We start from the raw sequence: 14,406 nt of genomic DNA on the forward strand, positions 1-14,406 counted from the left end.
CCGGGTGTGTGTGACCGGGGACGTATCCCTGGGACGACCGTGAAGCGCCTGGTGGGCCTCGTCGCCGCGTGGCCGACGTGCACGCGGAGGGGGTGGCGGGATGGCGGTGGAGTTCGGCCTGCTCGGCCCGATCGAGGTGCGGCTGGGGCCGTTCGGCGGACGTGGGGCACCAGCGGCAGCGGTGTGTGCTGGCCGCCCTCCTGGTGGACGTCGACCGGACGGTTCCGGTGGACGCGCTCGTCGAACGGGTGTGGGGCGACCGGGCGCCGCAGCGGGTCAGGGGAACGCTGTACGGGTACCTGTCCCGGTTGCGCCGGGCGCCGGGGGCGGTGGCGGCCATCTCGCGGCGTCCCGGAGGGTATGTGCTGGAGGCCGATCCGCTCTCGGTGGACCTCCACCTGTTCCGGGACCTGATCGCGCGCGCCCGGGCGGCCGAGGACGAGCGGGCGGCGGCGCTGATGCGACGGGCGTTCGGGTTGTGGCGCGGCGAACCGTTCGCCACCGTGGACGTCCCGTGGTTCTCCGACCTGCGCCAGGCGCTGGAGCGTGAACGGTTCTCGGCGGAACTGGACCACGTCGACATCCGCCTGCGCACCGGGCGGCACGGCGAACTGCTGCCCGAACCCACCCTGCGCGCGGGCGAACACCCGATGGGCGAACGGCTGGCCGGTCGGCTCATGCTCGCCCTGTACCGAACCGGCCGCGCCGCCGACGCCCTCGCCCACTACCAGGACGTACGGCAGCGCCTGGCCCGCGAACTGGGGGCCGACCCGGGACCGCGGCTGCGCGGTCTCCACCAGCGGATCCTGGCCGACGACCCGGCGCTGTTCCCATCGGAGACCTCCTCACCCGAGACTTCCCCGCCGGGCGCACCGGCAGGCGCATCACCGAGCGCCCCGGCAGGCACACCGGCAGGTGTGGCCGCTTCGGCGCCGGTGCCCCGGCAACTCCCGGCGCCGCCGGCACACTTCGTCGGTCGGTACGAGGAGATCGCCGTCCTGGACAAGATGCTCGCGGCCCGGACCGGGCCGCGCACCGCCATGCCGCTGTCGGTGATCTGCGGTACCGCCGGCGTCGGCAAGACCTGGCTCGCGCTGCGTCGGGCCCACGGCCGGCGCATCAGTTCCCCGATGGACAGCTCTTCGCCGACCTGCGCGGCTTCACGCCCTCGGGTGAACCGACGGACCCCCATGTGCTGATCCGCGTGTTCCTCGACACCCTGGGCGTCGACCCGGGGCGGGTGCCCGCCGCCCTCGACGCCCTGGGCACCGGCGAGAGCACCACCGACGTACGCACCGTCCTCGCTTCCTCCTACCGCGCCCTCGACCCGGACACCGCCCGGGTGTTCCGCCAACTCGCCCAGGCCCCCGGCGCCCGGACATCGCCCGGCCCGCGGCCGCCGGACTGACGGGTCTTCCTCCGGCACGGGCGCGTCGGGCCCTGGACCGGCTCCGCGCCGCCCATCTCCTCCAGGAGCAGACGCCCGGCCGGTTCGGCCGGCACGCCTGCTGCGCACGTACGCCATCGAGGTCGCCGACTCCGAGGACGGCGAGGAGGGCCGGGCGGCCCTGATCCGGGCCCTCGCTGATCAGGTCGGGGACCGCCGACGCCGGGCGGACCCGGCCGCGGCGGCGGGCCACGTCCGCGACCAACGTGGTCAGCGCCTGCGGAAGAGGGGAGTCCGACGCCGCGCGGAGCCGCGCCCCGATCCGGTCGGCGGTGTGCCCGGCGGCCGGCAGCCGCCGCAGCCCCTCCGCGCCGGGCTCCCGCAGCCAGGAGACGGATCGGGCCGACGCGGCGCCCCGGTCGCCGTGGGCGGAGGGCTCCGGGCCCCGGAGGGGGGACCCGAGGTGCCGCCGGCGCGGGCCGGGGTGGAAGATCCGGGAGGGTATTGCCGAACCATGGCGCACTATGCGTACCGGCGTGATGGTTCGTTGCCATCATTACCACCGAGCACAACTGATCGAATGAGATGACCCACGACCCAGGGGGCGCGGACGTGACCGACGAGATCTACTTCAGCAGCAACTACAACGACCTGTCCCAGCAGCACGGCACCGGGGCCGGCTTCCAGTTCGAGTTCAGGTGCCAGCGCTGCTCCGACACCTGGCGCTCGCCGTTCGAGCCCTTCAGATCGGGGCAGGCGGCAGGCTGGATCGGCAAGGGGGTCAGCGTGGCCTGGGGTCTGCTGGGCGGCAGCGCCAACACCATCAACAACGCGGCGGACGGGCTCGCCGGGGCGACGTGGGGCGGGGCGCGCGACGCCGCGTTCCAGCGCGCCATCGACAACGCCCGGGGGCACTTCAACCGCTGCCCGCGCTGCACCTCCTACGACTGTTCCCGCTGCTGGAACGCCGAGCAGGGGCTCTGCCTGCAGTGCGCCCCCGACACCGCCGCCGAGGCGGAGGCGGCCCGTCGGCGCGGGCTCAACGACTTCGTCTCCGACCGGGCGTACGCGGCCGGTCAGACGGCCGGGCAGGGCTACGACGTGAACGCGCCGCGCCAGCTGGTCTGCCCGCAGTGCCACACGGAGACCCGGGGCGGCGCGTTCTGTCCCGGATGCGGACACCGCCTCGCCCAGAGCCCGCAGTGCGCCTCGTGCCACGCCAGCGTGCCCCAGGGATCGGCGTTCTGTCCGGGCTGCGGGACACGGCAGTAGCGGGCGGAACGGGGGGCCGGGACCGGGGCCCGGGGGCGCCGCACGGGAGACGGTGCGGGCGGCGCCCCCGGGGAGCGGGGGAGGGCGGGCGGTGCCCCGGGCGGCGGTCAGGGCCGGGCCGGTGCCTCGCGGACCGAGACGGTGACGTGCCGGACGCGCATGGGATGCCCGGGCTCGGTGTCCGGGCCGACCGTCGCGCCGTCGACGGTCGGCAGCATCCCGCCCATGGCGACGTTCAGCACCAGGAACATCCCCCGGTTGACGGCCCGGTCCCATGTCGCCGCGTCCATCCGGGACTTCGCCACCCGGTGGAACACCCGTCCGTCCAGCGACCAGCGCACCTCCTCGGCGCCGGGCCGCCGGTCGACCTCGACCGCGTACGCATGGAACGCCGTACGGCAGCCGGGGCACGGTTGCGGCCCCGAGGTGAGCCCCCCGGGCTCCTCGCACGGGCCGCTGTCGAGCATGCCGCAGTGCATGGTGCCGGAGACGGTGTCGCGCCCGTTGACGGACTCCATGATGTCGAGTTCGCCGACGGCCGGCCATCCGGTGTACCCGTCGCGGAGCTTCGCCCCCAGGGTCCAGAACGCCGGCCAGTACCCGGCCGCAGCGTGGCCCCCGACGTCCGGCAGCGCGATCGACGCCTCGATCCGCAGCGCCCCGCCGGGCGGCGCGACGAAGTCCGCCCGCCGCGACTCGATCCGGCCGGAATACCATCGGCCGTCGCGCAGCGTCGGGACGATCTCCAGTGAACCCCGCCCGTCCAGACGGACGTTGTCGGTCGAGTCGGTCATGGTCTCGACCTCCCCGGTGCCCCACTGCGGGGCCGGACAGCCCGGGTAGCAGGTGCCGACGTCGTACGTCCAGCGCTCGGCGGACGGACGGCTGCCCGCGGGTCCGTCGAAGTCGTCGTGCAGGACCCGCCGCCACCCCGCGGCGCCGGGGTCCGGGCCGGCGTCGGCGGCGCCGGTGGGGGCGCCGGTGCCGGTCTCCGCGCCGGTTCCGGTGGGGAGCATGGGCCGGGCGGGCAGGGCTCCGGCGTCCATGAGGAGGCGTTCCAGCCGAGACGTCAGGACCACCGCGGCGACATTGGTCAGATGCGCGTCGTCCCGGTACAGCAGGATCCGGTCCAGCACCGCGGGGCAGACCGTGTCCTTCTCGTCCTTCCCGTCCTTCGCCGGGCACAGGACCGGATTCACCGAGACCGCCCGCACCCCGGGAAGCCGCCCGGCCGCGATCCGCCGCGCCAGCGGGTCGGGCCGCAGGGCGGCGTTCCGGTCGAAGGAGCAGGCCGCCGGGTCGTCGGGGTGGCCGGACACGCACGCGGGAATGTCCGTGCCGGGAACGGGAGGGTCCTCCAGATACACGATCGGGGCGCCGAGCGCGCGCAACGGCTTCAGCGTCTTCTCCCAGCCCTGGGCGAGGAGCCGTTCGTCATCGGTGTAGTGGTTGAGCGAGGCGATCACGATCAGCCGGGGCTTCGGCCCCTGCCGCAGCCGGTCCAGGGCGTCCGCCCGCCAGGTGTCGCACTCCCGGTAGGCCCGCCCCAACTGCGGGCTCACCACGGAGATCTCCGGCAACGGGCAGCCCTGCTTCACCAACTCCTGCAACGCCCACCCGCGTTCGGCCGCCAGCGCGAGCACGGGGGAGAACCACTGGCCCGCGTGCGAGTCGCCGAGCAGCACGATCCGGTCCGCGCCGTCGACGGAGCCGTCGGCCGCGCCGTCGACGGAGCCGTCGGCCGTCTCGTCCGTCGTGCCGTCGGCCGTCCCGTCCGTCGCGCCGTCCGTCGTGCCGAAGAGGCAGCGGGGGCTGCGCGTCACCTCCGGCGCGACCTCGCAGGCCCCGTCCGGCGGGAAGTCCTTCCGCGCCTGCACGGGGCTGGGCACCACCGGGCCGTCCCGGAACGGCGTACCGTTCCGCGCCAGCAGATGCGGGCCCTCGGCCGCGCCCGGCGGCAGGCCCTTCACGTCCACCGGCGCGGCCGGGCCCAGCAGGCGCAGCGCCGTCGTCCCTGTCACCAGGGCCAGGACGACCGGCACGACGACGGCCGCGACGCCCACCGACAGACCGCGCCGGGGGAGTTCGACCACCGTCCTGTTGCGGCGCAGCGGGCGTTCGACCCAGCGCGCGGTGGCCAGCGCGGGCAGCGCCGACCCCAGGACCAGGGCCGTTCTGGCCGGCCAGCCGAGCACCCCGAACCGGGCCTCCGCCAGCACCAGCACGGGCCAGTGCCACAGATAGAGGGTGTACGAGAGCCGCCCGAGCGCCCGGGGCGCCCGAGCCGACAGCAACCGGCCGACTCCGTACGCGTCCGGCGTCTCCCCGGACGGCCGGCCCGGGACGCGGGACCGTGTTTTCCGGGGCCGTCGGCCCGGGGCGTCCGCCCCCGCCCCTCGGGGCCGTCGGCCCGGGGTGCCGGCCAGGATGACCGCCGCCGTCGCGAGCGTCGGGACCAGCGCCGCGGTTCCCGGGTACGGCGTCGACGCGTCGTACCGGGTCATGCACCACACCAGCGCCGCCGCGCCGCCCCACCCGCACAGCAGGCGCAGCGGCCGGGGGCCGCGCAGCAGGTGCCAGGGCAGCAGGGCCAGCAGCGCCCCGACGCCGAACTGCCAGACCCGGGACGGGGTTCCGAGGTACGCCATCGGCGCGGAGCCGCTCGTCCAGTACGACGACAGGGCGAAGGAGGCGAGCGTGAGCAGGACGGTGACGGCCGTCGCCGCGGCCCGTACCGCCCGGCCCCTGCGTACCGCCCGCGCGGCGGCGTACCCGCAGAGGGCGAACAGCGGCGCCCAGGCGACGTAGAACTGCTCCTCCACCGCCAGCGACCAGAAGTGCAGCAGCGGGCTCTGGTCCTGCCCGGCCGCGAGATAGTCGGTGCGCTGCTGGACGAACCGCCAGTTGGCGAGGGACAGCGCCGCCGCCACGACGTCGTGCTCCAGATCGGTGCGGCGCAGCGGGACGGTGAGCCAGGCTCCGGCCAGCGCCACCGCGCCCAGCACCACGGCGGCGGAGGGCAGCAGCCGCCGCGCCCGGCGGGAGAAGAACTCGCCGAGCCGGATGCGCCCGGTGGTGACCGCCTCGCGCACCAGGAGCCCGGTGATCAGGTACCCGGAGACGACGAAGAAGACGTCGACCCCGACGAAACCGCCGGCCAGTCCGGGGACGGCAGCGTGGAAGGCGAGGACGCCGAGCACCGCGACCGCGCGCAGCCCCTCGATGTCGGGGCGGAACGCGGAACGGCGCGGATCCGGTCCGGCGGCGGGTTCGGCCCCGGGCGCCGGGCCGTCGGACGGTGGCGCGGGAGGAACGGGAGGGACAGGAGGTGTTGCGGGAGGTGCGGTGCTCCCGCGGCGGACGCCGGGAGACACGAGGATGGACATCGGTGCGATGCGCCTTTCAACTCGACCAGGGGAGCATGGGATCGACCCAGCCGGACGCCAGCAGGGCGACCAGCAGGAGGGTGCTGGTCGCGGCCAGCGCCTCGGGCCAGCGCCGGGGAGCCATGGGCCGCACGGGCCGTACGGGCTGCATGGGCTGCATGGGCCGCGTGGGCCGCGTGGGCTGTACGGAGGTCCCAGGACCTTCGGGGTCCCCGACTCCACCAGGGCCTCCGGGCGCCGGCCGTCGTGTTCCGGCGGCCTCGCGCTTCTCCCCGCCCACGGGGCGCAGTTCGGCGAACAGATCCCTGATCAGGGGCACGTTGATCTGGCATTGGGCCAGCAGATAGAGGCCCAGGCCCCAGTTGGGCGCCCAGCCGTTGCGCGCCACCGCCGCGGCCAGTCCGACGGCCGCCGCCCCCGTGGTGCAGCAGAGCCAGGCCAGCGAGACGAGCACGACCCGGCGGGCCATCGCCCCCTTGGAACCGCCCGACGCCCCGGTGGGCACCCATGCCGCGCTGCGACCGCGCAGCGTGTGCAGGAAGGCGGCCCCGGCGGCGACGCTCGTCAGCACGTTGGCCCGGATCACCTCCACCCGCCACCGGGTCCGGCTGACGCGCGGCAGCAGCACGTGCCAGAGCCAGAGGGGCGCCAGCAGCGGCAGCACATGCCAGGGCCGGACGTCGTCCGGGTAGCAGAACAGCATCACCAGCGGCGGGAGCGGGGCCGCGAAGGTGTTCACCGCCGTCGTCAGATAGCCGACGACGCCCTCGTAGAAGCACAGCCGCATCCGCCACGGCGCCCGCATCCGTCCCAGCACGGGGGTGCCCAGCAGATGCAGGTTGCCCATGGCCCAGCGGTACTGCTGATTGACGAACGAGGCGAGATTGTCCGGCGAGGTGCCCTTCGCCACCAGCACCGGCACGTACACGGTGCGGAAGCCGTGCTCGTGCAGCGCGAGCCCGGTGTACAGGTCCTCGCTGTGGTCGAGCCTGGCGAAGCCGCCGGCCAGGTCGATGGCGTCGCGCCGGTAGACCGCGTTGCTGCCGCAGCAGATCGCCGCGTCACTGGCGTCCCGGGACGGCTGGATCCATCGGAAGAACCACTCCTGGGCCGACCCGGCGGCGCGCTGGATCCAGCTCATCGACTCATCGGTGTCGAAGCACTGGGGGCTCTGCACGATGCCCACGCCCGGATCGGCCAGATACGGCGCCAGATGGCGCAGGAAGTCCGGCCGGGGCGCGAAGTCGGCGTCCAGGATGGCGATGTACTCCGCGCTGCTGAGGGTGAGCGCGTGGTTGAGGTTCCCGGCCTTCTTGAGATGCCCGCGGTCGGGCCGTACGACATAGCGGTAGCCGTACACGGCGGCCAGTCCGGCCACCTCCGCGCGGTCCGCGTCGTCCAGCACCCACACGGTCAGCGCGCCCGGCCAGTCGACGGCGGCGACCGCGCGGTAGGCGTTGTCCAGGACGTCGAGGGGCTCCCCGCAGGTCGGCAGGTAGAGGTCGACGGTGGGCAGCCGGGGAGGGTCCCAGGCGCGGACGAGCACGTCGTGCGAATGCCGGGTCAGCCTGCGCATCCGCAGGCTGTTGACCGAGGAGAGCGCGAGAGCGACGACGTTCAGGGCGAGCACCGCGAGAAACGCCCACAGGGCCGGGGTGCGCAGGGAGAACGTCAGCATGGTCGCCGCGGTGAGGACGAAGGCGAGCGAGGTGGCGATCAGCACCCAGCGCCGCTGCGGGCCGAAGTACCAGTGCAACTCGCGGTCGGAGGGAGGCTGAGGTAAGTGATGGGTCGTCATAAATCCCCCATGGCTGTGCATGTGGCGGCATCAGATGACCGCCGGGGGCGCTCACCCTACCGTCAAAGGTGTAGACCATTCATCAAGAGCGTGTTAATTGAGCCGCCTGGTCGGGGAGTCTCCCGAGTGGTCCAGACCTATTCGACCGCCCGTGCCCGTGTCGTGCGGCGATCAGCAGGTCGCGGCGCGGTTAACAGTCGTCCAATTCCTGCTGTTCGGGGGCCGGTTCGGCGTCGGCCCGGCGAAGGCGTCCCGCTGCGGAAGTGTCTCGAACGGGCGTGCATGGTGCGCTGTAGTGTGGAGGAACGCTGTCGGTGCGACGGGGGTCCGGGGCTGTGGTGCCCGCGACGCCTGTGACGCCCGCACTGGTCCGGCGGGTTGTCGTGCGTGCAGCGCGAGTGAGGGGAGCGGGGGTTGGGCGAGGGGCGGAACAGTCGGATCCGACGCGCGGAGCTGATCGGCGCCGGGACGACGGCGTTCTCCGCGGTGGCGGCGGTCGTCGGCTACAGAGTCGCGGAGAGCTGCCGTGGTGGGCCGTGACGGGGGCTGCCCTGGTGGTGGCGGGGCTCGGCTGGTGGGCCGGGGCGCGGATCGCCCGTCGGACCGGCGTCCGCGACGAGGTCCTGGAACCCGAGGAGAAGGCGGTCGCCACCTATACCATCCGGCCCCCGTACGCGGAGCACGCACCGCCCTCGCTCCACGAGGGGCCGCAGTACGAACTGCGGGTCACCACCAGCGGATTGCAGATGCGGGAACGGTCCGCACTGCTGTGGCGGTACCCGTGGAAGGAACTTCGGCTGATCGTCGACGGCCCGGTTGCGCGTCCATCACGAAGGCCGTGAGGTCGGGATGATGCTGCTGGAGCAGCCCGGGGCGGTGCAGGAGGTACGCCGCGTCGGAACGCGCTACGGAGCGCGCTGACGCGAGCGGTCGCCTGTACGGGGACGCTGAAGCGCGTCGCCGAGACGTCAGCCGAGCTCCATGAGGACGTCGGCGCGGGCGTAGTAGTCGGTCACCGGGAGGCGGTCGCGGGGGATCCGGACGAACCCGGTCTCCTCGTAGAGGCGGAGGGCGGGGGCGAGTGCGCTGTTCGTGCCGAGAAAGAGGCGGGACCCGCCGAGCGCGCGGTAACGGCCGACGGCCGCCGCGACGAGTCGGCGGCCGATGCCGCGGCCCCGCGCGGCGGAGGCCACGGTCATCTTCGCGAGCTCGAACACGGCGTCCGGATGAGCCAGCAGCGCGACGCACCCGACGACCGTGCCGCTGTCCGGCTCCTTCGCCAGGAGCACGTCACCACCCGGCCCCACGACGCGGCCGAACGGATCGGCGAGAACGGCCCGGTCCTCCTCCTCCAGGGTGAACAGCTGCGAGATCCATTCCTCGTTCAGCGCGCGGAACGCGTCGGCGTCGCTCTGTGAGGCGATCGAGGAGACCGTCACCGGGGCAGAGGCAGGGGACATGGGCGGGCTTCCTTCTGATGTGGCTCCGGTACGGTTCGCGGCCAGCCTCCGGCCTCGGTCACCCATATGTCCAATACCTGGCATGGGGCCGATCAATAACCTGGAGCTATGGATCAGCGCATCGAGCTCCGCCATCTGCGGTACTTCCTGACCGTGGCCGAGGAACTCCACTTCGGGCGTGCCGCCCGGCGGCTGCACATCGCCCAGCCGGCCCTGTCCCAGCAGATCAGACAGCTCGAGAAGCTCGTCGGCGTCGAGCTTCTCCGGCGGACCTCCCGAAGCGTCCGCCTCACGGACGCCGGAACGGCGTTCCAGCCACGGGCCAGGGAACTGCTGGTCCGCCTGGCCGCCGACCTCGACGAGGCCGGCCGGGTCGGCCGCGGCGAGGCCGGGCGCCTGGACATCGCCTTCATCACCTCCGCGGCCACGATCGTCAGCGAACGGCTCCGAGAGTTCTCCCGCCGCCGCCCGGACGTGCAGGTCAGGCTTCAGGACGGCTTCACCGTCGACGTCCTGGCGGCCCTCGACCGAGGCACGGCCGACATCGGGATCGTGCGGGACGCCGAGGAGCGCGACGACGTCGACCTGCTCCCGCTGGCGGTGGAACCGTTCGTCGCCGTCGTCCCCGCCGAGCATCCCGCCGCGAGGCGCGACCGCGTGGCGGCGGCGGCGCTGGCCGCCGAGCCGTTGATCCTGTTCCCCCGTTCGGCGGGGTCACACGCCTTCGACGTGAACACGCGGCCGCTGCGGGACACCGGCGCCGACGTCAGGGTGGCGCAGGAGTGCTCGGACTGGCACACCATCATCCTGCTCGTCGCGGCGGGGCTCGGCATCACCCTCGCCCCCCGCAGCGTCACGACGTTGCTCCCCGCCGGCGCCCGCCGGCTCGAACTCGACGGGCCTCCGACGGTGAGCCGGGTCCTCATGGCCACGCGCCGAGGAGACGAACGGCCTCTCGTACGGGCCTTCGTCGAGATGTCCGAGTCCATGACGGGTCGCGGCGGGGGCGGAACGGCGCGAGACCCGCGGCGGGGCCGAGGAGCCGGTGGAAGGGGCGGGACCGTGAACCGTCCGGCGTGACTCCGCGGTCGTCAGGCGATCCGGAACCGCCGGCCGTGCCGGGCCTTCGGCCGGACGCGTCCCGGCCGACGCGCCCCGGACCGCTGGCGCCCGGTCGGACGTCCTGTCCGCCCCCGACGAGGCGGGAACCGGCGGGGCAGGTGGCGCGGGCGCACGACGTCACACGAGATGGCCCCGCGTCCGCCGTCCCGCGCGCCGACGCGTCGCCACCATTGCCGCGCGCTCCCCGAACACCACGCCGTGCGCCGCTCCGTCACCACGCAGCGCCCTGCCCGAACACCACGCCGCCTCGCCGCCCGAACACCACGCCCCGCCCCGCCCCGTCACCACGCAGCGCCCCGCCCCGTCGTCGGGCCGTACGCCGACTCGGCCCGGCGGGGCGTGAAGCGGAGCTGCGGGCGCGCTTAAGAAATCCTCGATGGACCTCGGGCGCGGGGTGCGGCAGATTCTCCCGATGACGGCGGAGGATGGTGCGTGGCGGCCGGCCGACGCACTGCCGCGCCCGTACCTCTCCATTCGATTCGATCGTCCCCGGGCCGTGGGCGTCCTCCCCACGACGCCCCGGCCCGGGGCATTCAACGCCGTAGAGCGCAGGGAGCCACCGCCGTGAAGGCACTCGTGAAGCAGAAGGCCGAGCCCGGACTCTGGCTGATGGACGTGCCGGAGCCGGAGATCGGCCCCTCGGACGTACTGATCAAGGTGCTCCGCACCGGCATCTGCGGTACCGACCTGCACATCCGCAACTACGACGGCTGGGCCCAGCAGGCCGTCCGCACCCCGCTCGTCCTCGGTCACGAGTTCGTCGGCGAGGTCGCGGAGACCGGCGCCGACGTCGTCGACATCAAGGTCGGCGACCTGGTCAGCGGCGAGGGCCATCTGGTCTGCGGGAAGTGCCGCAACTGTCTGGCCGGGCGCCGCCATCTGTGCCGTTCCACGCTCGGGCTCGGCGTCGGCCGGGACGGGGCGTTCGCGGAGTACGTCGCCCTGCCCGCGTCCAACGTCTGGGTGCACCGGGTCCCCGTCGACCTGGACGTGGCCGCCATCTTCGACCCGTTCGGCAACGCCGTGCACACCGCGCTCTCCTTCCCGCTGGTCGGCGAGGACGTGCTGATCACCGGCGCCGGACCGATCGGCATCATGGCCGCCGCGGTCGCCCGGCACGCCGGCGCCCGCAACGTCGTCATCACCGACGTCAGCGAGGCCCGGCTGGAGCTGGCCCGCAAGGTGGGCGTCAGCCTCGCCCTGAACGTGGCGGAGGAGACCATCGCGGACGGGCAGCGGCGGCTCGGACTGCGCGAGGGCTTCGACATCGGCCTGGAGATGTCCGGCCGTCCCGAGGCCATGCGCGACATGATCGCCAACATGACCCACGGCGGCCGGATCGCCATGCTCGGACTGCCGTCCGAGGAGTTCCCCGTCGACTGGTCCCGGGTCGTCACCTCGATGATCACCATCAAGGGCATCTACGGCCGCGAGATGTACGAGACCTGGTACGCCATGTCCGTGCTGCTGGAGGGCGGCCTCGACCTCGCCCCCGTGATCACCGGCCGATACGGCTACCGGGACTTCGAGGCGGCCTTCGACGACGCGGCGAGCGGCCGCGGCGGCAAGATCATCCTCGACTGGACCTCCTGATCCGGCCCCGCCGCCGACCCTGTCCCCCCGACGCCCGACACCCCGCACCCGCACCCCGCGAGCCCTCGCAACCAGCTGGGAGACACCCCTCATGTTCGACTCCGTACGCGACGACGTCCGCACCACCCTCGACGAGATCCAGGCCGCCGGACTGCACAAGCCCGAGCGCGTGATCGGCACCCCGCAGTCCGCGAGCGTCGCCGTCACCGCGGGCGGCCGCCCCGGCGAGGTCCTCAACTTCTGCGCCAACAACTACCTCGGCCTCGCGGATCACCCCGAGGTGATCGCCGCCGCCCACGAGGCCCTGGACCGCTGGGGCTACGGCATGGCCTCGGTCCGCTTCATCTGCGGCACCCAGGAGGTGCACAAGGAACTGGAGCGACGGCTCTCCGCGTTCCTCGGCCAGGAGGACACGATTCTCTACTCCTCCTGCTTCGACGCCAACGGAGGCGTCTTCGAGACCCTCCTCGGCCCGGAGGACGCGGTCATCTCCGACGCCCTCAACCACGCCTCCATCATCGACGGCATCCGGCTGTCCAAGGCCCGCCGGTTCCGCTACGCCAACCGCGACATGGCCGACCTGGAGAAGCAGCTCAAGGAGGCCTCCGGGGCCCGGCGCCGGCTCATCGTCACCGACGGCGTCTTCTCCATGGACGGGTACGTCGCCCCGCTGCGCGAGATCTGCGACCTGGCCGAACGCCACGACGCCATGGTCATGGTCGACGACTCGCACGCCGTCGGCTTCGTCGGCCCCGGCGGCCGGGGCACGCCCGAGCTGCACGACGTGATGGACCGCGTCGACATCATCACCGGCACCCTGGGCAAGGCGCTGGGCGGCGCGTCCGGCGGCTACGTCGCGGCCCGCGCCGAGATCGTCGCCCTGCTGCGCCAGCGCTCGCGCCCGTACCTCTTCTCCAACTCCCTCGCCCCGGTCATCGCGGCGGCCTCGCTCAAGGTCCTCGACCTGCTGGAGGGCGCCGGCGACCTGCGCGAGCGCCTCGACGCCAACACCAAGCTCTTCCGCACCCGGATGGCCGAGGAGGGCTTCGACATCCTGCCCGGCGACCACGCCATCGCCCCAGTCATGATCGGGGACGCGGCGAAGGCGGGCCGGATGGCGGAACTGCTCCTGGAGCGCGGCGTGTACGTGATCGGGTTCTCGTACCCGGTCGTCCCGCAGGGCGCCGCCCGCATCCGGGTCCAGCTCTCCGCCGCGCACTCCACCGAGGACGTGAACCGGGCCGTGGACGCGTTCGTCGACGCGCGGGCCGCGCTGGGGGAGTAGTCCCCGCTCCGCCCGGGTCAGGACCTTCTTCGTGACCTGGGACAATGAGGAACATGATCGATGCACGGCGGCTGCGCGTTCTCCGTGCGGTGGCGGACCACCGCACGGTGACCGCCGCGGCCGCCGCGCTGTACCTCACCCCCTCCGCGGTCTCGCAGCAACTGGCCGCGCTGGAGCAGGAGACCGGGCACCGCCTCGTCGAGCGCAACGCGCGCGGCGCCCGGCTCACCCCCGCGGGGGAGATCCTGCTGACCCACGCCAACGCGGTGCTGGCCCAGCTGGAACGCGCCGAGGCGGAACTCGCCGCGTACAACGCCGGGCAGGCCGGCACGGTCACCGTCGCCGCGTTCGCCACCGGCATCGGCCTGGTCCTCGCCCCCGCCATCGCGGAGCTGGCCCGCACCGCGCCCGGCATCCGGGTCCGCGTCCAGGACGCCGAGGGCGACGCGAGCGTGCCGATGGTGCTGGACCGGCAGGTGGACGTGGCGGTCGCCGTCGAATACCGGGGCGCGCCCGGGGAGGACGACCGGCGGCTGACCCGGGTCCCGCTGTACTCGGAGCCGTTCGACGCGGTGCTGCCGGTGGGCCACCGGCTGGCCGGACAGGACGCGGTGGCGATCGCCGAACTGGAGAAGGACCCGTGGATCGGTCCGTACCCCGGCAACCCGTGCCACGACGTGGTGGTCCTGTCCTGCGAGTTCGCCGGGTTCCAGCCGAGGATGGAGCACTCCTCGGACGACTTCCGCGCCGTCGTCTCCCTCGCCGGGGCGGGCGCCGGGGTGGCGCTGGTGCCGCGCTCGGCGCTGCGCGGCATGGAACTGACGGGCGTGGTGGTACGACCCGTGCGGGGCAGCGCGCCCACCCGCCGCGTCTTCGCCGCGGTACGCCACGGGGCGGAGGGCCACCCGCTGATCGCCCCCGTGCTCGCCGCCCTGGCCGCCGCGGCCCGCCGCGAGGCGGCCCCGCTGCCTCCCGCGTCGCCGTGACACGCGGGAGGCGGCGCCCGAGGGCCGACGGCATGGCGCCACCGGCCCTCGGAGTGCTTCAGGAATCCGACACTCGGATCGGAGGGGCCCCGGATCGGACGTATCCCCGTATCAGAG

11 protein-coding genes are annotated in these 14,406 nt (G+C 73.7%); 8 read left to right on the forward strand and 3 right to left on the reverse strand.

The genetic code is table 11. From position 1 onward, the window contains the following. The first annotated feature begins 68 nt into the window (after positions 1 to 68). From WA762_RS25990 to WA762_RS26000, 3 genes are all read left to right on the forward strand, one after another. Positions 69 to 1,199: an AfsR/SARP family transcriptional regulator gene (locus WA762_RS25990; RefSeq protein ID WP_335938817.1), complete on the forward strand. Its 1,131-nt coding sequence runs from the start codon at positions 69 to 71 to the stop codon at positions 1,197 to 1,199. Further along, the gene (locus tag WA762_RS25995; protein WP_335938818.1) at positions 1,193 to 1,408 is read left to right on the forward strand and encodes a hypothetical protein; all 216 of its coding nucleotides are present in this window, start codon (positions 1,193 to 1,195) and stop codon (positions 1,406 to 1,408) included. The genes WA762_RS25990 and WA762_RS25995 overlap by 7 nt, the downstream gene beginning before the upstream one ends. A 564-nt stretch (positions 1,409 to 1,972) precedes the next feature. Next, positions 1,973 to 2,659, forward strand: coding sequence for a double zinc ribbon domain-containing protein (locus WA762_RS26000; protein WP_335938819.1), 687 nt, complete (start codon positions 1,973 to 1,975; stop codon positions 2,657 to 2,659). Positions 2,660 to 2,766: 107 nt separating this feature from the next. On the opposite strand, the gene WA762_RS26005 is transcribed toward WA762_RS26000, so the two are convergent. Together WA762_RS26005 and WA762_RS26010 are read right to left on the reverse strand one after the other, a co-directional pair. Continuing rightward, positions 2,767 to 6,045 (reverse strand): acyltransferase family protein, encoded by a 3,279-nt coding sequence (locus tag WA762_RS26005; RefSeq protein WP_335938820.1) that lies wholly within the window; start codon positions 6,043 to 6,045, stop codon positions 2,767 to 2,769. Positions 6,046 to 6,061: 16 nt separating this feature from the next. Further along, positions 6,062 to 7,843 (reverse strand): glycosyltransferase family 2 protein, encoded by a 1,782-nt coding sequence (locus tag WA762_RS26010; RefSeq protein WP_335938821.1) that lies wholly within the window; start codon positions 7,841 to 7,843, stop codon positions 6,062 to 6,064. Between the two features lie 536 nt (positions 7,844 to 8,379). Here WA762_RS26010 and WA762_RS26015 point away from each other — a divergent pair. Continuing rightward, positions 8,380 to 8,685 (forward strand): hypothetical protein, encoded by a 306-nt coding sequence (locus tag WA762_RS26015; protein ID WP_335938822.1) that lies wholly within the window; start codon positions 8,380 to 8,382, stop codon positions 8,683 to 8,685. Between the two features lie 126 nt (positions 8,686 to 8,811). Here WA762_RS26015 and WA762_RS26020 read toward each other — a convergent pair whose 3' ends face one another. Next, on the reverse strand, positions 8,812 to 9,303 hold the full coding sequence (locus WA762_RS26020) for a GNAT family N-acetyltransferase (RefSeq protein WP_335938823.1): 492 nt from the start codon (positions 9,301 to 9,303) through the stop codon (positions 8,812 to 8,814). Positions 9,304 to 9,411: 108 nt separating this feature from the next. On the opposite strand from WA762_RS26020, the gene WA762_RS26025 reads away from it, so the two are divergent. The 4 genes from WA762_RS26025 (at position 9,412) to WA762_RS26040 (ending at position 14,289) form a co-directional block, all read left to right on the forward strand. Further along, entirely contained in the window at positions 9,412 to 10,383 is a 972-nt protein-coding gene (locus WA762_RS26025) for a LysR family transcriptional regulator (RefSeq protein ID WP_335938824.1), read from the forward strand. A 606-nt stretch (positions 10,384 to 10,989) separates the two neighbouring features. Then, the gene (gene tdh, locus WA762_RS26030) at positions 10,990 to 12,018 is read left to right on the forward strand and encodes an L-threonine 3-dehydrogenase (RefSeq protein WP_335938825.1); all 1,029 of its coding nucleotides are present in this window, start codon (positions 10,990 to 10,992) and stop codon (positions 12,016 to 12,018) included. A gap of 91 nt (positions 12,019 to 12,109) precedes the next feature. Further along, the gene (locus tag WA762_RS26035) at positions 12,110 to 13,303 is read left to right on the forward strand and encodes a glycine C-acetyltransferase (RefSeq protein ID WP_335938826.1); all 1,194 of its coding nucleotides are present in this window, start codon (positions 12,110 to 12,112) and stop codon (positions 13,301 to 13,303) included. Positions 13,304 to 13,356: 53 nt separating this feature from the next. Next, positions 13,357 to 14,289 carry a LysR family transcriptional regulator gene (locus tag WA762_RS26040; RefSeq protein WP_335938827.1) on the forward strand — a complete coding sequence of 311 codons (933 nt, stop codon included), beginning with the start codon at positions 13,357 to 13,359 and terminating at the stop codon, positions 14,287 to 14,289. Positions 14,290 to 14,406 lie beyond the last annotated feature (117 nt).

The sequence above is a fragment of the Streptomyces tyrfis genome (assembly GCF_037034285.1).
Classification (GTDB): domain Bacteria; phylum Actinomycetota; class Actinomycetes; order Streptomycetales; family Streptomycetaceae; genus Streptomyces.

Coding starts and splice junctions, on each gene's coding strand:
- WA762_RS26025 (WP_335938824.1), top strand. CDS start 9,412: ATGGATCAGCGCATCGAGCTCCGCCATCTGCGGTACTTCCTGACCGTG.
- WA762_RS26035 (WP_335938826.1), top strand. CDS start 12,110: ATGTTCGACTCCGTACGCGACGACGTCCGCACCACCCTCGACGAGATC.
- WA762_RS26010 (WP_335938821.1), bottom strand. CDS start 7,843: ATGACGACCCATCACTTACCTCAGCCTCCCTCCGACCGCGAGTTGCAC.
- WA762_RS26005 (WP_335938820.1), bottom strand. CDS start 6,045: ATGTCCATCCTCGTGTCTCCCGGCGTCCGCCGCGGGAGCACCGCACCT.
- WA762_RS26000 (WP_335938819.1), top strand. CDS start 1,973: ATGACCCACGACCCAGGGGGCGCGGACGTGACCGACGAGATCTACTTC.
- WA762_RS26040 (WP_335938827.1), top strand. CDS start 13,357: ATGATCGATGCACGGCGGCTGCGCGTTCTCCGTGCGGTGGCGGACCAC.
- WA762_RS26020 (WP_335938823.1), bottom strand. CDS start 9,303: ATGTCCCCTGCCTCTGCCCCGGTGACGGTCTCCTCGATCGCCTCACAG.